The 20217-nt window shown below is 65.3% G+C and carries 8 protein-coding genes; all 8 read left to right on the top strand.

Features of this window, described 5'->3' with window-relative positions; translation table 11 throughout:
* Positions 1-51 precede the first annotated feature (51 nt).
* On the top strand, positions 52-1386 hold the full coding sequence (locus ACTUWL_RS03370) for a purine-cytosine permease family protein (protein WP_021082174.1): 1335 nt from the start codon (positions 52-54) through the stop codon (positions 1384-1386).
* Positions 1387-1420: 34 nt separating this feature from the next.
* The gene (locus tag ACTUWL_RS03365; RefSeq protein ID WP_021082175.1) at positions 1421-2440 is read left to right on the top strand and encodes an alpha/beta fold hydrolase; all 1020 of its coding nucleotides are present in this window, start codon (positions 1421-1423) and stop codon (positions 2438-2440) included.
* Positions 2441-2489: 49 nt separating this feature from the next.
* On the top strand, positions 2490-3302 hold the full coding sequence (locus ACTUWL_RS03360) for a CbbQ/NirQ/NorQ/GpvN family protein (protein WP_021082176.1): 813 nt from the start codon (positions 2490-2492) through the stop codon (positions 3300-3302).
* Positions 3303-3316: 14 nt separating this feature from the next.
* On the top strand, positions 3317-5605 hold the full coding sequence (locus tag ACTUWL_RS03355; RefSeq protein WP_146160338.1) for a nitric oxide reductase activation protein NorD: 2289 nt from the start codon (positions 3317-3319) through the stop codon (positions 5603-5605).
* A gap of 207 nt (positions 5606-5812) precedes the next feature.
* Positions 5813-6487, top strand: a complete 675-nt coding sequence (locus ACTUWL_RS03350) for an STN domain-containing protein (RefSeq protein ID WP_021082178.1) — start codon at positions 5813-5815, stop codon at positions 6485-6487.
* Positions 6488-6497: 10 nt separating this feature from the next.
* On the top strand, positions 6498-7001 hold the full coding sequence (locus ACTUWL_RS03345) for an RNA polymerase sigma factor (RefSeq protein ID WP_021082179.1): 504 nt from the start codon (positions 6498-6500) through the stop codon (positions 6999-7001).
* A 91-nt stretch (positions 7002-7092) separates the two neighbouring features.
* Entirely contained in the window at positions 7093-8088 is a 996-nt protein-coding gene (locus ACTUWL_RS03340; RefSeq protein ID WP_035653500.1) for a FecR family protein, read from the top strand.
* Between the two features lie 145 nt (positions 8089-8233).
* Positions 8234-20203, top strand: a complete 11970-nt coding sequence (locus tag ACTUWL_RS03335) for a filamentous haemagglutinin family protein (protein ID WP_035653429.1) — start codon at positions 8234-8236, stop codon at positions 20201-20203.
* The last annotated feature ends 14 nt before the right edge of the window (positions 20204-20217 follow it).

Below are 20217 nucleotides of genomic sequence, written 5' to 3'. Positions count from 1 at the left end.
CATGCGCCGGCACGGTTCTCAAAACTGTTGCAAGGGGAAACGGGGGTTACCATGAGCAGCGAAGCCAATAGCGGTATCGTTCACCAGGCCGAAGGACAGATCGACGATCTTCTCGGCCACGAATTCGAGCACGAGCCGGTGCCGATCAGCGCCCGGCGCAGCGCCTTCTCGGTCACCATGGTGTGGCTGGGCTTTCCGATGATCATCACCGGCGCGATGACCGGATCGCTGCTGGTGCTGGGCATGGGGTTCAAGAATGCGCTGGTGGCGATGATCATCGGCAATCTGATCATGTTCGCCTATGTCGGCGCACTCGGCCTGATCGGCACGCGGAAGGGCATGAACTTTGCGCTGATCGCCAGCATCGTGTTCGGCAGGAAGGGCTATGTGCTGGCGTCGGGCCTGCTGTCGACCCTGCTGCTCGGCTGGTACGCGGTGCAGACCGGCATCACCGGCGCGTTGATCTCCTCGACCTACGGCCTCAACTATGTGGCGATGACCATCGTCGCCGGCGTGCTCTATATCGGGATCACCTTCGTTGGGGTGAAGGGATTGCACTATATCGGGCTGGCGTCGGTGCCGCTGTTCGTCGTGCTCGGCCTCTGGGTTGCGGCTGATGCGGCCTCGACCACGACAGCGGCAGCGATCTTCAGCTATGCCGGCAACAATGGCGTGGCCAGCATGTCGATGGGCGTCGGCCTCACCGTGGTGCTGGCGCTGTTCATCGATGCCGGAACGGTGACCGCGGACTTCAACCGCTGGGCGCCCAGCCCGGGAGCGTCGCTGTTCGCCACCTTCAGCGCGTTTCCGTTCGCCAATCTGGTGGCGATGCTGGTCGGCGGCGTGATGACGGCGGCGCTCGCAGTGCCGAACGCCAATCCGTTCGGCGTCGACAACATGTTCGGCTACATGAACGGCAAGCAGCTGACCTGGCTCAGCATCCTCGCCTTCATCTTCCTCTACACCAATCTCGGCTCGGTGTGTTCACACTGTCTCTACAATGCGGCGACCGGCTGGTCGCGTATCCTCGGCACCAATATGCGTCTGATGGCCGTGATCCTCGGCGCCATCGGCATCGTCGTCGCCGCGGGCAACGTCTGGGCGTTCTTCATCCAGTGGCTGTCGCTGCTCGGCATTCTGGTGCCGCCGATCGGCGCGATCATCCTGGTCGACCAGTATCTGTTGCGCACCGAGGCGCGTGCGGATGTCGACTGGCGTGCCAAGCCGTTCATTGCCTGGGGCATCGGGTCGCTATGCGCTTTTGCGGTTGAAAACCTGATGCCTGGGCTGTCCACTGCAATATCAGCCGCGCTGGTCGCCGGCATCGTGTACGGCGCGATCGCGCGGGTGGAGTCTTCGACCGAAAAGGTGGCGCGTCCGGCGTAAGCGATCAGCTCAATCGAGCAAGAAGGATACATCAATGAGCGTCGACTATCAGATTTATGATCTCGGCAATTTGACTTTGCAGCGCGGCGCGACCCTCCGCGACTGCAAGCTCGCCTACAAGACGTTTGGCCAGCTCAACGCGGCCAAGGACAACGTGATCGTCTATCCGACCTGGTACTCCGGCCAGCACTACGACAATGAATGGCTGATCGGGCCGGGCATGGCGCTCGATCCCGCGAAATACTTCATCATCATTCCGAACATGCTGGGCAACGGCCTGTCGTCGTCGCCGAGCAACACGCCGGAGCCCTACAATGGACCGCGGTTTCCGCAGGTGACGGCCTATGACAATGTGCGCGCCCAGCACCGGCTGGTGACCGAGAAGTTCGGCATCAAGCACATCCGCCTGGTGGTCGGCTGGTCGATGGGCGCGTTGCAGACGTTCCATTGGGGCGCGCTTTACCCCGACATGATGGATCTGCTGGCGCCGTTCTGCGGCTCGGCGAAATGTTCGCGGCACAATTACGTGTTCCTCGAAGGCGTCAAGGCCGCGCTCACGGCGGACGCCGCGTGGAAGGAGGGCTGGTACACCGACAAGCCGGCCCGTGGCCTGCGCGCCGCCGCGCGGGTCTATGCCGGCTGGGGCTTTTCGCAGGCGTTCTATCGCGAGCAGCTCGACATCAAGACGATGGGCTATTCGTCGCTGGAGGATTTCCTGGTGGCGTTCTGGGAGGGCTTCTTCCTGCCGAAGGACCCCAACAATCTGCTCACCATGCTGTGGACCTGGCAGAACGGCGACATCAGCGCCAACGAGATCTACAACGGCGACTTCAAGGCCGCGCTGCGGGCGATCAAGGCCAAGACCTATGTCATGCCGGGGCAGACCGACCTCTACTTCCCGCCTGAAGACAGCGAGAACGAGGTCGCCAACATGCCGAACGCCAAGTTCGTGCCGGTGCCGTCGATCTGGGGCCACTTCGCGGGCGGGCCGGGGACCAATCCGGTCGATGTCGCCTTCATCGATGGTAAGCTCAAGGAACTGCTCGCATCGTGAGTTCGAACGATTGCGAACGGCTGCCTGCGCGATCATGGGAGGCGTGAGCTTGTCGAATCCCGCTTTGCTGCTCGACCAGTACCGCATCCGCGAGGAGCCGTATTACCGGCCGCTCAAGGACGAGGTGGAACTGTTCGGTGCAGCCTATGCGAGCCGCATGCCGGTGATGCTGAAAGGCCCCACCGGCTGCGGCAAGACCCGCTTCATCGAGTATATGGCGTGGCGGCTCGGCCGCCCGCTGATCACGGTCGCCTGTCACGAGGACATGACCGCGGCGGACCTGGTCGGGCGCTGGCTGCTTGACGCGGAAGGGACGGTGTGGAGCGACGGCCCGCTGACCACGGCCGTGCGTCTCGGCGCGATCTGCTATCTCGACGAGATCGTCGAGGCGCGTCAGGACACCACTGTCGTGATCCATCCTCTGACCGACGATCGCCGCGTGCTGCCGCTGGAGAAGCGTGGCGAGCTGATCCACGCCCATTCCGACTTCCAGCTCGTGATTTCCTACAATCCGGGCTACCAGAGCGCGATCAAGGACCTCAAGGAATCGACCAAGCAGCGCTTCGCGGCGCTGGATTTCGGCTATCCCGACCGCTCGGCAGAGACCGAGGTGGTGTCGCGCGAGGCCGGCATCGAACCGAACCTCGCCGATCTCCTGGTGAGGATCGCCCAGCACAGCCGCAATCTGAAAGGTCAGGGGCTCGACGAAGGCGCCTCGACCCGCATGCTGGTCAATGCCGGCCGCCTGATCGGATGCGGCATCAGCCTCGAGAAGGCCTGCGAGACCACGATCGTCGTGCCCTTGACCGATGACGCGGACACCAGGAACACGCTGCGCGACGTGATCTCGGCCTCTGCGTGAATGGACGCTCGCAGGTGGCGGTCGCGCAAATCAGTTCGCTCGATAGCTTCCGGTCCGGACGCCGGCTTGCGGCACTGCTGCGCGGCCACGACGAGATCGGCTCGGCCGTACTGGCGGCGCGGGCCGCATTGCAGCGCGCAGGGGCAATCGATCACCTCGCGGCCTGGGATGAGGCTGTCCACGACCTGTTCGGTGCCAATCTCGGCCATGCGGTGGTTCTGGGCTTTCTGCGGCTGTCAGAGCAATGGCCGGCGCAGCGATCGACCGCCGATCTGATCGCGATCGGGCACGCCGCCGGCGATATCGGCCGCGGCGCGGGAAGCCGCGCCGCTCATGGGTTGCTGACCGAATTGTCCAAGGTGCTGCCGCGGCTTGCCGGTGCTGGAGACCTCACCGCCGTGCTCGCTGCGCTTGGCCAACTCGCCGATGCTGGCCCGGAATCGGTGAGCCTTGCGATCGGCCGGCTGGAGCCGCTGCTGGCGCATGCCGGCGGCGCGGACTTTTCCGCCTGGGTTTCGGCCGGCTTGCGCGCAAGCGGCGGCCGCGCGTCGCGCCGGCGCGCCTATTTCGCGCTCGACGATCCGTTGTCAGCGCGGCTGTTCGCGGTGGGACGGACCGGCGACGACTTTGCACGGCTGGAGAAGCGCCTCGCGGCGACGACGCTTGCGCTGTGGAATAGAAAGCCGCGCTTCCGCAAGCTTGCCATGGCACCGACGCCGGTGCCGCGGCGCACCTCGCTCGCTGCCGGCTTCATCGGTCTTCCGGAGACCCTTCCCGGCTTCGAGGGTGAGGCGGCGGACTTTACCTATCTCGCGGCGGTCGCGCATGCCGGAGCGCATCTTGTGCACTCCACCGTCCGCTTTCCCGTGGGGCGGCTGAAGGCGTTGCAGCTCGCGCTGGTCTCGCTGATCGAGGATGCCCGGGTCGAGACGCTGGCGCTGCGCGAGATGCCCGGGCTGCGGCGACTTTGGCTGCCGTTTCACAGCGCGACGCCCTCCGGTCAGGCAACCGCGGCGGGACTGATGATGCGGCTGGCGCGGGCGCTGATCGATCCGGACTATCGTGATCCGGATGCGTGGGTGGGCAAGGGACGACAGCTGTTTGCCGCTGCCGCCGAGCGTTGGACGGATCCGGCGATCAGCCGCGAGATCGGCGGGCTGCTCGGCAACGACATCGGGCAGATGCGGCTGCAGTTCAACGCCAAGAGCTATGTCGTCGAACCGGCGTACCGCGACGACAATCTGGCGCTGTGGAACTTTGGCGATCAGCCGGACAGCCCGACCGAGACCATCGAACTTGCGGTCGATTCCGTGCGTGTAGAGCGTCGCGAGGACGCCGATGGACAGTCCACCGACGACAATGCAAGACCCGACGAGACGCTGCGTGCCAAGGCCGCCGCGGTGACGCTGCTCGACGGATTTCCGGTCGCGACCTATCCGGAATGGGATTACGCGGCGCGGGCCGAGCGAGCGGACTGGACAACGATCCTGGAGGCCGATGCGGCCGTCTCCGCGCAGCCGTTTGAGCTACCGACGGACACCGAGACGACCCGCTGGATCACGCGGTTGACCCGCGACGCGTCGATCGGCCGCCGGATCAGGCACAAGGGGCAGCGCGACGGCGAGGCGCTCGACATCGACGCGGCGATTGCCCTGACCATCGAGCGTCGCGCTGGCAGCATCAGCGAACCAAGGGTCTACCAGCGCGATGCACCGGGGCCGCGCGATCTTGCCATTCTGCTGCTGCTCGACCTGTCGCAATCGACTGCTGACCGCGACCGCCGTGGCCGCGCCGTTCTCGATGTCGAGCGCAAGGCGGCCGCGATCATGGCAGCGGCGGTCGAGGCCGCCAATGACGCGATCGCCGTGCATGGCTTCAGCTCCGACGGCCGCGAGCGCGTGCGTTATCTGCGCATCAAGGGCTTTGAGGAGCCGATGGATGCCGTCGTGCGTTCGCGTCTCGCCGGGCTCGGCAGCAGCCATTCCACCCGGCTTGGCGCGGCCTTGCGCCATGCCGGGGGCTACCTCGCGGAACGACGCGCATTCCGCAAGGTGCTGCTGGTCCTCACCGATGGCGAGCCGTCCGATGTCGACGTCCCGGACCCGCAATATCTGGTCGAGGATGCGCGCCGGGCTGCGCAGCAATTGCGGCGGCGCGGCGTCGACATTTTTGCCTTCGGTATCGGTGAGGACAGGTTTCCCCAGCTCGATCGCATGTTCGGCGCGCGCCATGCCCTCCGGGTGCCGCGCATCGAGGTGCTGCCGCACCGGGTGATGCAGCTCTATGCGGAACTGAAGAAATAATGGGGACCGCCGTCCCCGGGGCCGGCTCAGGTCTTCCTCTTGCGCCTACGCACCGCTGTCACACTTCGACGTTAACGTTGCAGATTGGACACAGCGGCCCGCCTGGGAACAATCGACGCGGACACGATGAGTATTGGATATCTTTCGAGGGGCCGGGCGGGGCGCCCCTCAGATGCTTGTCGGCTATACGTTCTGATCTGGCTTTGCATGCTGGGCGCCAGTGCCGACCTCGCGGCGGGACAGGAGAATACGAACGCGTCTGCGCCGCGCATGCCGTTCGATATTCCATCTCAGCCTCTGACATCCGCGCTGGAACGTTACGGCGCCACGGCGCGGCGTGAGGTGCTTTACGATGCGCGGCTTGCGACCGGCCGGCGCTCAAGCGAGGTGAGGGGCGATTTCGCGCCGTCGGATGCGCTGCAGGTCCTGCTCGACGGAACCGGCTTGGTCGGCCGTCTGACGTCGGAGAATGCGGTGGTGATCGTGCCCTCGTCTCCGGCGGCCGGGCAGCCGGCGGCGCCCGACATCGATCCGAAAAAGGCCGATCTGGTCATCCGCGCCCGTTACTATGCGCAGGTGCAGGAGCGCGTTCGGGACGCCTTCTGCAGGGACAGCCTGTTGCGGCCGGGCCGCTATCGGATCGCGGTGCAGTTCTGGATCGCGTCGACGGGCGCCGTCCAGCAGACCAGGCTTCTCGGCAAGACGGGTGATGCGCGCGTCGATAGCGCGATCGAGACGACGCTGCGCGGATTGAGAATCAAGGACGTGCCGCCGCCGGGCATCTCGCAACCCCTCACCATGGTCGTCGCGCCGCGCCCGTCGGAACAGACGCAGGACTGCGCCGGGATCGACGCAATCCGTACCAGCGGCGAGGTAAACTGAGCGTGCTGCGATGAGCGACGCAAACCGGACCATGCTCCGCAGCTTCCTGGCTGACCGTTACGACGATCTCAAGCAGCGGCTGAGCCGTCGTCTGGGATCGGCGGAGCTCGCCGGCGATGCGTTGCAGGACACCTATGTGCGTCTCGGCCGGGCCGAAGTGGCGGGGGCGGTGCAAAGCCCGGCCGCGTATCTGTTCCGGATGGCTTTCAACGTCGCAATGGACCGGCAGCGGGCCGAAAAACGGCGTCTCGCGCACAACGAGGTTCAGGATCTGCTCCATCTTGTGGACGACGCGCCGGGGCCGAGTCAGATTGCGGAGGCCCGTTTCGAGATCGAGGCCCTGGAGAAGGCGATCGCCGAACTGACGCCGCGCCGCCGGGTCATCCTGCTGGCGGCACGTCTCCAGGGCATGCCGCAGCGGGAAATTGCCAGCCGGCTGGGGGTCTCATTGCGTCTGGTCGAGAAGGAGCTTCGCCTCGCCCAGGAACACTGCGCGCGAAAGCTCGGAAAATAATTGTGCGGTTCATGGCGATGGCGAACGTCAAATGGACAAGCGGACGACCCGGCTGCGGAGGCCGGGTGCGCTGCGAGGCAGGCAAGTCTGCATGACGAGCAAAGGCGGTAAATCGACGATGGGCCTCGGCGCGATGGAGCGGGAAGCACATGCCTGGGTCAGGCGCTTGACGTCCGGAGACGCGACGGTCGAGGACGCCGACGCATTCCAGCTGTGGCGCCGACAGAGCGCAGCCCATGCCATTGCGTTCGCGAAGGCGAGCAAGCTCTGGGAGACGGTCGGTAGCGCCGGCCATAACCTCCGCTATGACCCTGCATCGCTTGGCGTGTTGCTCGATGGCGAAGCAAGGCGCGTGATGACCCGCCGGCGGGTGCTTCGCGGCGGCCTTGCGACCGCCGCCGTGGCTGCGGGGGCAGTGGCGCTGCGTCCCCCGCTTGCGCTCTGGCCGTCATGGTCCGAGCTCGCGGCGGACTACCGGACGGGTGCCGGAGAGCAGCGCAAGCTTGCACTGAACGACAGCGTGTCGATCAACCTGGATACGCGGACCAGCATCGCGCTGCGCCCGGACCATGGCGACAGTAGCCGGATCGAGTTGATCACCGGACAGGCATCGATCGCGACGACCCCGCAGGTGTCGCGACCGGTGACGGTGATTGCGTCGAGTGGCCAAACGGTTGCAACGCAGGCCTCGTTCGACGTGCGCTATCTCGGGGCCGAGGTCCGCGTCACCTGTCTCGGAGGCGAGGTCCGCGTCGAGCACCAGGGAAATGCCCGCATTGTTCGTGAAAGGCAACAGATCGCCTATGACGACAGGCGCATGAGCGACACCGTCACGATCGATCCGGCCGTCGAAGCGGCCTGGCAAGAGGGTTTGCTGATCTTCCGGTACACGCCGCTGCCCAAGGTGGTGGAAGAGGTGAACAGGTACCGATCGGGCCGGATCTTCATCGTCAATGCCGAGCTGAACGCCCATCTGATCAATGGCCGCTTCCATATCGACCGGATCGACGAGGTTCTCGTGCAGATCGAGCAGGCCTTTGGCGTCAAGGCGAAAACACTTCCCGGCGGCATTGTGCTGCTGAGCTGAGCAGAGGCGCGCAGGGCTGCAAAAAAATTCCGACCGGGGCGTGCGGGTCGAGCCATTCGGGATCGTCTCAGCCGCGAGGGTCTCGGTGCTGGTGCCGAGACGCGAAATGTTCGGCTGTTGTCGCCCGGCGCAAGAAAGCGATCCCATGGTTTCCCGCCCCTCCAGGTCCCTGTCCCGCGCGACCGTTCGCACCACATTGTTCGGCAGCGTCAGTGTCGTGGCGCTTCTGGCCAGCGCACCGGTGGTTGCACGCCCGTTCGGATCGAGCTGGACGGTGTCGCCCTCCGCCGCGGCGATGGCGGCGTCGCAGTCGGCCGCGCAGGATGCGGCGGCGGCCGCCAAGCAAGGCCAGGATGCGATGGCGCGGGCCACGCGCGCCATCCAGGCGATCCAGGGCTTGCAGAACGCTGCGCGCAGCGCGGCCCAGACCTCGCAGCGTTCGGTGACGCTGCCGCAGGTCGCGGTGCCCAATGGCCTCGCGCCCGGCGGCCTGCAGGCGGCGCCGGGCTGGCAGGGCGCCAATGCGCCGACCCAGGCGGTCGACGCCGCCGGCCAGACCCAGGTCGGCATCGCGCAGACCAGGCCGCAGGCAATCCTCAACTGGAATTCGTTCAACGTCGGCGCGCGCACCACGCTGACCTTCGACCAGCAGGGCAATGCGAACTGGGTGGCGCTCAACCGCGTGGTCGGCAGCACGGCGCCGAGCCAGATCCTCGGCAATATCAAGGCCGACGGCGCGGTCTATGTGATCAACCAGAACGGCATCATCTTCGGCGGTGCGAGCCAGGTGAATGTCGGCGCGCTGATCGCCTCGACCGCCAACATAACGGACACCCAGTTCCTCAGAAACGGCATCTACTCGCAGCAGGCCAGCGGCCAATACGTGCCGAGCTTCACCGATGCCCGCGGTGCGGTCAGGGTCGAGGCCGGCGCGCTGATCTCGACCAACCCGCCGTCCTCGGTGACGCAGGGCGGCGGCTTCGTCCTGCTGATGGGGACCGAGGTCAGCAATGCCGGCTCGATCACCGCGCCGCGCGGCCAGGTGCAACTCGCGGCCGGCAACGACTTTCTGCTGCGGCCGGGTTACAGCACGGATGCCAACCAGGGATCGACCACGCGCGGCAACGAAATCTCGCCGATCGTGCGCGACGCGATCGCCGCGGTCGGCAATACCGGCCTGATCTTCGCCCAGCAAGGCGACATCACGCTCGCGGGCCGCAGCATCACCCAGGATGGCGTGCTGGTCGCCACCAGCTCGGTCAACACCCGTGGCACCATCCACCTGTTGAACGCCGCGTCCGACGCAGCGGGCAGCGTCACGCTCGGCAGCGGCAGTCTGACCACGATCCTGCCGGAGCTCGACAGCAGCGAGACCGCGCTCGACAGCCAACGCAGCCAACTGGTCGCCGATTCCAAGGCCTTCGCCCACGCTCCGGTCGCCAACGCCCAGTTCGACAATCTTTCACAGCTTTCCGACCGGCTCGACCAGGGCCGTATCGAGATCGTCAGCGGCGGCACCGTCAATTTCAGGGAGGGCTCGACCACGCAGGCACAGGGCGGTCAGGTAACGGTCAGTGCCGGCCACCGCGTCTTCGCCGAAAGCGGGTCCGTCATCGACGTCTCGGGTGTACGCGGCGTGATGCTGCCGATGTCGACCAACAACCTCCTGATCAACGTACAGGGCAACGAACTGCGCGACTCGCCGGCCAATCGTGATCGGGACAATCTGAAGAACGCGGATGTCTGGATCGATGCCCGCGACCTGGTGCTGGTGCCCGCGGGCACCGGCGGCTATGCGACCGACCGCTATTACACGCCGGGTGGCCTGCTCGAGGTTTCCGGTTATCTCGCCAATACCGCCCACCGGATCGGCGAATGGGCCGCGGTTGGCGGCACCGTCACGCTGTCGGCGCAGGAAGTCGTGGCGCAGAAGGGGGCGGTGTTCGACGTCTCCGGCGGTTCGGTCAGCTACCAGGGCGGTTATATCAGGACCACCAATTTCCTTGGCTCGGACGGTCGTCTCTACAGCGTCGGGCAGGCCCGCGCCGACATGCAGTTCTACGGCCCCGGCGCCGGCTTCATTCGCGAGCACAAGCTCGGCGGCAAGGTTGCACCGAATCTGACCGAAGTCTGGACCAGCCCGTTCGGCAAGGCCCGCGTGACGACCCGCTGGGAAGACGGCTACACCATCGGCCGCGACGCCGGCTCTCTCGTGCTGTCGACGCCGACGTCAGTCTTCGAAGCTGACATCGTCGCCGATGTCGTCACCGGCTCACGCCAGACGACGGCTCGGCCGGACGGCGTCACCGACGGCTACAAGCTGTCTCAGAATGTTGCCCCGCTCCAGGGCAAGCTCGCGCTCGGCGGCTATTCGGGGCTGGGTCTCACCGGTGCATCCGCCGCGCGGGTCGCCTTCGGGCGGACGCCTGAGATATCGGAGGCGCTGAACGTCACGTCGGTCTTGCCCGACGATCGCATCGGGACCGCATTCTTCAATTCGGACACGCTCAACGCCGCCAAGCTGGGCGGTCTCAACTTTGCGAGCAGCAAGGAGATCCTCGTCGAGGCGCCGCTCGAACTCGCCCCCGGCGCACAGGTGATCTTCGCGGCGCCGCATGTCGAACTCGGCGCAAACGTCACGGCGCATGGCGGCAGCATCGCGCTGACCAATCTGATGCATGCTGTGTTCGGCCAGAACCAGAACGAGCAATGGTGGGCGCTTCGCGACGCGGACGGCAAGTCGCAGGTCACGATCGGCCAGAACGTCGCCGTTGATCTCAGCGGGTTGTGGAGCAACGGACTGACAGGAGCCGATGTGTCCGGGCAGGCGCATGTGGATGGCGGCAACTTCACGGTTTCGACGACGGGCGGCATCACGCTTGCGCGCGGGTCGCTGATCGACGTGTCATCGGGCGCCGCCATCCTGGCGACCGGCAAGACCAAGGGCGGCAAGGGCGGCAATGTCAGCCTGGTCGCCAATGACTATTCGCATCTCGCCTGGACGCAATTCTTCACCAATCCGCTCATCCTCGATGGCACGATCCGCGCGTATGGCTTTGCCGGCGGCGGAACGCTGACGCTGAACGCGGGCCAGCAGATCGCGATCGGCGCGGCCGTGGCCGATGCGCTGGTGCTTGATCCCGCGATCTTCCAGTCCGGCTTCACGGCCTACAACATCAGCAGCAACACCGGCATTCAGATCGGCGAAGGCACGCGCGTGGACGCCGAGGTGCCGGTCTATCGCTTCACCCAGGGCAGCTACACCGCGCCGAGCGGCAGCCTCGTCACGGATGCCGCGGAACTGTGGACGCCACCCAAATTTACAATCAACTCGTTCACGCATGGCGCCACGCAGCGTGCCGGTGCCGATCTGACATTCTGGAGCCTGCATGATTTCACGCTGGCGAAGGGCGCATCGATCAACGTCGATCCGGGGCGTTCGGTTTCGATCTACGCCAATCGTCAGACGGTGATCGACGGCACGATCAAGGCGCCCGCCGGCAATATCCTGATCACGAGCCTGCAGGACGCCACCGGCGACACCAGGTACAATATGGGTTACGGCGAGTTCGGCCTGACGCGCTCGATCTGGATCGGCGACGACGCGGTGCTGGATGTCTCGGCCCGCGATGCGGTGGGGCGCGACGAGCGCGGGGTTTCCTACGCAGCGGTGCCGGATGGTGGAACGATCAGCATCGGCGGCACTGGAGGGCTCAACTCCGACGGTTATCCCGTGGTCAGTGATGCCTTCGTGATCGTTCGGCCGGGCGCGTTGATCGATGCGTCGGGTACCTCTGCGGTGGTCCAGGTCCAGAACGGCAGGACCTATATCCCGACATTTGCTGCGAGCGACGGCGGGACCATCTCGCTGTACTCAAGTTTCGGCATGGCGCTGGACGGCACCATGCGCGCAGCGGCCGGTGGCAGCGGCGCCTCCGGCGGGACGCTGAACCTGACCATGTCGAGTCGCGGCTATGCAACGGGGCAGCCCAACGCGAACGCGCCCTATGCCGTAGGCGATCTGCCCGCGGCTTTCCAGCGGTCGCGCGATATCAGGCTGGTGCAGAGCGCCCCAGGCAGTGGCCTGAGCGCCGATCTGCTGCCCGGCGAGGCCGATCCGGCCATGCAATTCGGACGGGCGGTCATCGGCGTCGACCAGATCCAGAAGGGCGGCTTTGGATCGCTTTCGCTCTACACGCGCGATCTTCTCATCTTTGACGGCAATATTGATCTCAGCCTGTCGCGCAGCCTGCACCTGTCCAGCGGCGTCATTGCCGCCGCGCCCGATACACCAAACAGCACAATACGCCTGTCCGCATCCTATGTTCGCCTCGGTGGCGTCTACGACGCGGCAAAGGCGCAAGCGCAAGTGGGTTATTCCCCGGGGATCAACGATCTTCACGTCCGCAATCCGTCGGACGGCGGCAGTTTCACGATCTCCGGCGATCTGATCGACGTCTATGGCAAGGTCCAGTTCGGAGCCACCGGCAGTCAAGGCAGCGGAGACGTGAATTTTGGACGTCCCGTCAATCTCCCCGTCGATGCGCGCGGCTTTCACCAGGTCACCTTGCAGAGCACGGGCGACATCCGGTTCGGTAATGGCGGTCTCGATGTCGAGAACCTCGCGCTGACCGCGGACCAGATCTATCCCTTGAGCGGCGCAGTCGCGACCATCATTGTTGGGCTTCGTCCGGACGGGGTGGCTACCGGCTACGATCCGTATGCCCGTCTCGTCATCCGCCGTAATGACGACGCGACGCCGACGGTGCCGGCTTCGGTCTTTGGCGAACTGGTCTTCATTGCCTCGAACATCGACCAGGGTGGAGTCGTTCGCGCGCCGCTGGGGCGCATCTGGTTCGACAATTACGTTCAAGCGTATGCCAATGGTTTACCCGATCCACACGTCACGTTCCGCAGCGGCAGCATCACTTCCGCGAGCGCTGCCGGCCTGATCATGCCGTTCGGCGGGACTTCGGACGGCATCACCTATCAAGGTGCGGACGGCACCTTGCTCAATCTGGCGAGCGCCTCGATTGTCGATACTTCGGGCAATACAAAGATCGCGAGCGGCGTTTCGATCGGTGCCACATCGTTCGTGGGTGAGGCCGGAGCCGTGATCGATCTGACCGGCGGCGGCACGCTGACCGGCGCGGGTTTCATCTCCGGCCGGGGTGGCTCGGTCGATGTGCTGAAGACGGTACTCGTCAACGCCAACCCGATCAACAATTACAGTGCGACCGGCAACAAGGTCTACGCCATCCTGCCTGGTTACGCGGCGAACTATGCTCCGGCGATCGCGAGCAATGGCGCAGGCGATCCTGCGATCGGCCAGCAGATCACGCTGTCCACGGGCGTGCCGGGGTTGCCTGCGGGCACCTACACGCTGCTGCCCTCGAGCTATGCGCTGCTGCCGGGCGGTTATCGCGTCGAGCTTGGCGCGACCGGAACAACCATGATGGCCTCGGCGGCGGCAGGCAACGGCTCCGTCGTCACGTCGGGCTATCTCGGAGTTGCCAATACGGCAATCCTGGACACGTTGCCGACGCGGGTGATCCTCACCGCTGGCCAGACTATGCGGTCTTATTCGCAGTACAACGAGACCAGCTATGCCGATTTCGCACGTGCGCAGGCAGCCAAGTTCGGTGGCTTCCGGCCCCGCCTGCCGGACGATGGCAAGGTACTCGAAATCGGTCTTCGCACGCCGCTTGATGGTAGCAAATCGCTGTCCTTCGCCGGCACCGCGTCGTTCGAGGGCGCCAACGGCGGCATTGACGGTGCATTGATCGTCAGGCCGTTGCTCGGCTCGTCGGGTCCTGCCGTGCTCGACATCACGGCGTCAGGGGCTGCGCCGATTGCCGGACATACGTCCGTATCGAGCGACGACGTCAATGCCTTCAAGGCACCGACGCTGCTGTTGGGCGGCACGAGTACATTCTACAAGGAGGACAATCCGGGAACCGGCGCCAAGATCTATTTTGACGCAGGGGGAACCGCGGCCGTCAATCTGCTCGACGGCGCCACCATCCGTGCCGGCCAGGTTTTCCTGGTCGCCAAAACCATCGGCATGTCGGGCGGCGCGACGATCGATACGCGTGGACTGGGCAATGGGATCGTGGATTCGACGCTCGGCTACGTCTATTCGAACATCGGTCCTTATTCGTCCGCAGATCCCGCAAACAGTCCGGCCGTGCTCGCGGTCGCCAATGGCTGGTTCCAATTCCTGGATGCCGTCGGACCCGGCAAGATCAGCATCGCCAGCGGTGCCTCGCTCCTCACCAACGGCAGTGTGGTACTCGCCGCGCCGGGCGGGCTCACCATGGGCGACGTCAATTTCGGCGCGCGTTACCTCAACGTCACCCAGGAGCAGGTCAATGTCGGCACCGAGGCCGCGCTCGCCGCGGCGCAGGCGGCGGGCCAACTGCCAACGGGCTGGAATCTCACCCAAGGCGTGCTCGACAAGCTGCTGCGGCCCTCTACGACTGCGGGCACGCCCGCGCTCGAGCAACTCATCATCACGGCAAGTGGCTCCTTCAATCTGATCGGAAGCGTCGACCTCGACACCACGCGCCAGGGCGGGTCTTCGTCCGATTCTCTCAAATTCGTTCTCAATACGCCGGCCATCTATGGCCTCGGCTCCGCGAGCGACACGGCCCGCATCACCGCCGACACGCTGGTCTGGAACGGCATCCGCACGGGCAGCGGCACTGTCGCGAGCCCATACGGAAACCAGGCGCCCGGCGCCGTCCTGCCCGGCGGGCCCGGCACCGGATCGGGGCATCTCGCCATCACGGCCAACGAAATCTTGTTCGGCTTCGACGCATCTTTGAGCAAGCCGACCGACGGCGCAACGCTGGGCCGCCTGGCGCTAGGCTTCTCCGATGTCACGCTCACGGCGGCGAAGCGTGTCATCTCGAACAGCAACGGCACGCTGACGGTGGGGCTCAGCCAGGACAGCACCGGCGCGGTGCAGGGCGGCACGCTCACCATCGCGACCCCGCTGATCACGGCGAGCAATGGGTCCAAGCTCGATGTCAGCGCGGGCGCTGCCTTGCGTCTGATCGCGCCGGCAGGGGCGGCTTCCGCCGATACGCACGGCGTGACGGATCTCGGCGGCACGCTCTCTTTCACTGGCGACAGCGTCTTTCTCGACACCGCTTTCGCCTTACCCTCCGGCAAGCTGACGCTGAATGCGACGCACGATGTCGTGCTCGGTGCCAACGCGACCATTGACCTCTCCGGTCGCGGCATCGCTTTCTTCGACGTCACCAAGTTCAGCTGGGGCGGTGATCTCATCCTGAGCTCGACCAACGGCAACATCATTCAGAACGCGGGCTCGGTGATCGATGTCTCGGCCGTGAACAACGCGGCGGGCTCGATCTCGGCCAAGGCCATCGACGCCGCCCATGGGCAGGTTTCGTTCGCCGGTGCGCTCAGGGGATCGTCGACGGGCGATTTTGACAGCGGCCAGTTCACGGTAGCGGCACAGAATTTCGGTGAGTTCGCCGCGCTGAACGCCAAACTCAACGATGCCGGTTTCTTCTACGCCCGCAGCTTTGATCTCCGCCAGGGCAGCCTCGTCGTCGGTGATGGCGTCAAGGCGCGCTATGTCACGGTCTCGGTCGATCAGGGCAGCCTCGCGGTGAACGGCAGGATCGACGCCAGCGGGGCGAAGCCCGGCACCATCCGCCTGTCCGCGAGTGGCGATCTCAGTCTCGCGTCGAATGCCGTGCTCGATGTCCATGGCAACGTGCTCCAGACCGACAGCTACGGGGCGGCGATCGAACCCAACAACACGGCGCGTGTCGAACTCACCACCACGCACGGTACCATGACGCTGGCCGCGGGCGCGACCATCGACATGACGTCGCCGGACGGCGTCGCGCGCGGCAAGTTGGAGCTCAGCGCGCCGCGCCGCGGCGGCGCCGGCGGCGATGGTGCGGGCGCCAACGATATCGCGATCGACGCGCGCGGCCCGCTCAATATTCGCGGTGCGAGCAGCATCGCGCTGAACGGTTTCCGCACCTACGACCTTCCGGGCGGCAGCATCATCGATCAGGCCTATCTCGATAGTCTGCATGTCGACAGCACGCAGTTCATCAACGCCGCGCTTCAGAACAGCGACTTGCAGAACCGCCTTTCCGGGCTCGCGGCCTATGGTTCCGCCTTCCATCTGCGGCCGGGCGTCGCCATCACGTCCGATGGCAGCCTGTCGACCAAGGGCGATCTGGATTTCTCCGGTTACCGCTACGGGCCGAATGCCGATCCGGCGGTGCGCGGCTCCGGCGAGCCGGGCGTGCTCGTGGTGCGCGCCGCGAGCGATCTCAAGATCAACGGCAGCATCAATGATGGTTTCGCGCCACCGCCCGCTTCGCCAGATGCGGTGACGGTGATTGCCACGGGCACGTTGACGTCCCCCTACACCGTTACGACCGATGGTGTGGTCATCGGCAGTGGATCGACCATACCGACCAGTGCCACAGTCAACATGGAGCTCAATCTCGCTGACGGCACGGTCAAGCTGAGCCCGAGTGCCGCACATCCGCTGCCCGCCACGGTCACCTTGGCGGAGGACTACACCGTCAGAGGACCCAATGTTCAGACCAGGAAGCTGAATGGCGGGCACATCATCACGCCGGATAGGACCTACAATCCAGGTGATACGTTGCTGACCAACACGGAATTTCCGGCCGGCACCGTGTTCGAAAAAGGCGTTTATTTTACCGGGCCGGCCTTCATCAATACGTTCAACAGTCTGGTTCTCCAGCCGCTGAGGCTGCCGGCGGGTGCTAGCCTTTATGTATTCGGGGGGTACACATTCGCTGCCGATACGCCGCTTCCCAAGGGCACGGTGCTGCCGGCCAACATGTTGAACGTCAATCTGATCGGGCCCGGCGATCGCCAGGCCTGGGCGATCGCCCCGATGCTCGCACCTGGCACGCAATCCTGGTCATTCCGGCTGGTGGGCGGCGCCGATCTTGCGAGCGCCGACAGTCGATCGCTGCAGACCGCCGGCGCGCTCGCCGGATCTGGCAATGTTGTGTTGAACGATCCGTTCAACGTCACGATCAACAAGCCGACGACGGTCGGCGTCAGCGTCCTGCGCACCGGCACCGGTGATCTCGAAATTCTTGCCGGCGGCAATTACGACCAGCAATCCCCGTTCGGCGTCTACACGTCCGGCACCGCGGTCAGGGAGACCGGGACGGCGGCGAATGATCCCTACAACCTCGCCCGAGGCAGATTGACCGACGGCACCCTGCTTGGCTCCGACAACGCCAACTATGAACCGACACTTGGCCCGGAACGGTTGTACTACCCCGAACACGGCGGCGATTTCCTGCTTGTGACGCAGGGCGACGTCAAGGGAACGCTGAGGCCGGGATCGACCCAGATCGGCTCCTGGTTGTGGCGCCAGGGCGGCTCCGAGATCGGCCAGCGGACGGCCTGGGGGATCAATTTCGGCAGCTATACGTACGATCAAATCCGCGACCCCAGCATTCAGTCGTTGGGGTTATCTGCATTCTCCGGTCTCGGCACGCTCGGCGGCGGCAATGTCACGCTGCAAGCGGGTGGCACGATCGGCGATGCAGGTCGCGGCGTCGTCGTCGCCGTCGGCGGCAGTGGCCGGGTGATGGCCGATGGCAGTCTGGTGCAGACAGGCGGTGGCGTGCTGTCGGTGAAGGCAGGCGATATCGGTACCGGCGGCAATCAGTTCGTGAACCTGCGTGGACGGATCGACATCGCGACCGGCGATTTCGGCAGCCTGGTCGCGACAAACTTTCGCAACGATGGCGGGTCGGATCCGCGACCGATCAATCCGTTGACGGCGTATTCGATGACGACGCTTGTCGGTGGCGATTTCGCACTGGGCGACAGCGTGATCGACCTTCGTGCGCGCGGCGACCTGGCGATGGGAGCGATTATCGATCCGGGCATCGTCGGCATGACCGGCTTGACCGACATCGGCAGCGGCTCCGCGAGCGGCGAGGGCGCGAGCTGGTTCACGCTGTGGACGGGGAACACCGCGGTGAACATGTTCGCGGCTGGCGGCTCGCTCGCGTCGGCCAATGCCTACAGCGACTCCCGCTTCTTCCCCTCGATCGTCCGGCAGATCGCCGCGAACGGCAACATCTACAATCCGGGCGGCGGGATGATGCTGCCGTCACAGAACGGCGAGCTCGAGGTGCTGGCGCAGGGATCCATCCTTGGCGACACACTCGTGATGGGTCCGTTGACGACATCGATGTCGGCTCTCGCGACACCGTTCTGGCCGGGCTGGGCAAGTTTGCTCGGCAGCCGCACGGGGCAGTCAATAACTGGCTCCAATTATTGGGGCGACTACACCGCCGTGAACGATAGAGCCACCAACGGAGCCGTCTACTCCTGGGACCGAGGCGGGCACCCCTTCGTCTTTGATGCAAACACGGTGAAGGATCGGGCCGTGCAGGACCCGGGTAATGTGTCACGCATCTATGCCGTGAACGGTGATATCACGAGCATCACATACGGGCAGGCCATCACGGTGCGCCGCTACGTCGGCAACATTGCCTTTGACAGTCTCTACTATCAGGCAGCAGGGCCGCTGCGGATGCTGGCCGGCGGCAGCATTGTCGATACCAAGGGCTTGATCCTGCACGACGATGCAAACGATGTCTCGACCATCGCGGCGGGTGGCAGCATCATCTATGCAGGCTGGCCAGGGCTTGACGCCAACGCGAAGCCAGGCTGGCTGATTGCGGGCCCCGGCACGCTCGAGATCACGGCGGCCGGCAACATCTATCAGGGATCGACCGCGACGGTCGAAAGCATCGGGGCTCTCGCCGCCGGCGACAAGCGGCTCGGCGCTGGTGTCGTCATGCAGGCCGGTGTCGGCACGGGCGAGATCGGCACCGGACAGGTGGACTGGTCCGGCTTTGCCAAGCTTTATCTCGATCCGGGCAATCTGGCCGGTGCGGGGCCACTCGCTGACCAGCACGGCAAGGTGGCGAAGACCTACGGCGACGAGCTTTATGACTGGCTCACGGAACGTTTCGGCTATGGCGGGACCAAGGCGGATGCGCTCGGTTACTTCCTTGCACTGCCGGACGCGCAGCAGCGCATCTTCCTGCGCCAGGTCTACTATGCCGAGCTGACCGCGGGCGGGCGCGAATACAACCAGACCGGTGGCCCGCGCGCCGGCTCCTATCTGCGCGGACGCGAGGCGATCGCGGCGCTGTTCCCGAACCCGTCCGCCTATCGTGGCGACATCACGATGTTCACCGCGGCCTCCGGCACGCCGGGCGCGGCGAACTACAAGATTCAAAGCGGCTTTGTTCACACCGATTTCGGTGGCGACATCCAGTTCCTGACGCCGGGCGGCGGCGTCACGATCGGGACCGAGGGACTGGTGCCGGGCGCCGATGCCGGCCTCATCACGCAGGGCGCGGGCAACATCCAGATCTATTCGCAGAACAGCGTGCTGATGGGCCTGTCGCGCATCATGACGACGTTCGGCGGCAATATCGTGATCTGGTCGGCGGAGGGCGACATCAATGCCGGCCGCGGCGCCAAGACCACGGTGATCTACACGCCGCCCAAGCGCGCCTACGACAACTACGGCAATATCACGATATCACCGGTGGTGCCGTCGAGCGGCGCCGGCATCGCGACGCTGCAGCCGATCCCGGAGGTGCCGCGCGGCACGGTCGATCTGATCGCGCCGCTCGGTACCGTCGATGCGGGCGAGGCCGGCATTCGCGCGTCGAGCTTCGTCAACATCGCTGCGCTACATATCGTCAACGCTGCCAACATTCAGGCGCAAGGGGGCGTGATCGGCGTGCCGCAGGTCCAGGCACCCAACATGGGGGCCCTGAGCGAAGCCTCGAATACGGCGGGAGCCGCTGCCAAGCAAGCCGCCGTGCCGCCGCCAAGCACCAACGAGCAGCCCTCCGTCATCATCGTCGAAGTGCTCGGCTATGGCGGCGGCGACGGCAGCGATGATCAGAAGCGGCGCGGCAACGACAAGCAAAGCCAGTATGACCCGAATAGCGCCTTCCAGTTGATCGGCGACGGTCAACTGAGCGCGGAGCAGATGAAGAAGCTGACGCCGGAGGAGCGCCGACAGGTCGTGAACTAGGACATGATCCGGAA

Source organism: Bradyrhizobium sp. WCU1, from assembly GCF_053474805.1.
The sequence above is the reverse complement of the archived record's forward strand: the minus strand, read 5'-3'. Positions and strand labels throughout refer to the sequence as shown.

Excerpts from the sequence above, each read along its gene's own strand:
- ACTUWL_RS03370 (WP_021082174.1), top strand. The coding sequence starts at position 52 with ATGAGCAGCGAAGCCAATAGCGGTATCGTTCACCAGGCCGAAGGACAG.
- ACTUWL_RS03365 (WP_021082175.1), top strand. The coding sequence starts at position 1,421 with ATGAGCGTCGACTATCAGATTTATGATCTCGGCAATTTGACTTTGCAG.
- ACTUWL_RS03350 (WP_021082178.1), top strand. The coding sequence starts at position 5,813 with ATGCTGGGCGCCAGTGCCGACCTCGCGGCGGGACAGGAGAATACGAAC.
- ACTUWL_RS03345 (WP_021082179.1), top strand. The coding sequence starts at position 6,498 with ATGAGCGACGCAAACCGGACCATGCTCCGCAGCTTCCTGGCTGACCGT.
- ACTUWL_RS03340 (WP_035653500.1), top strand. The coding sequence starts at position 7,093 with ATGACGAGCAAAGGCGGTAAATCGACGATGGGCCTCGGCGCGATGGAG.
- ACTUWL_RS03335 (WP_035653429.1), top strand. The coding sequence starts at position 8,234 with ATGGTTTCCCGCCCCTCCAGGTCCCTGTCCCGCGCGACCGTTCGCACC.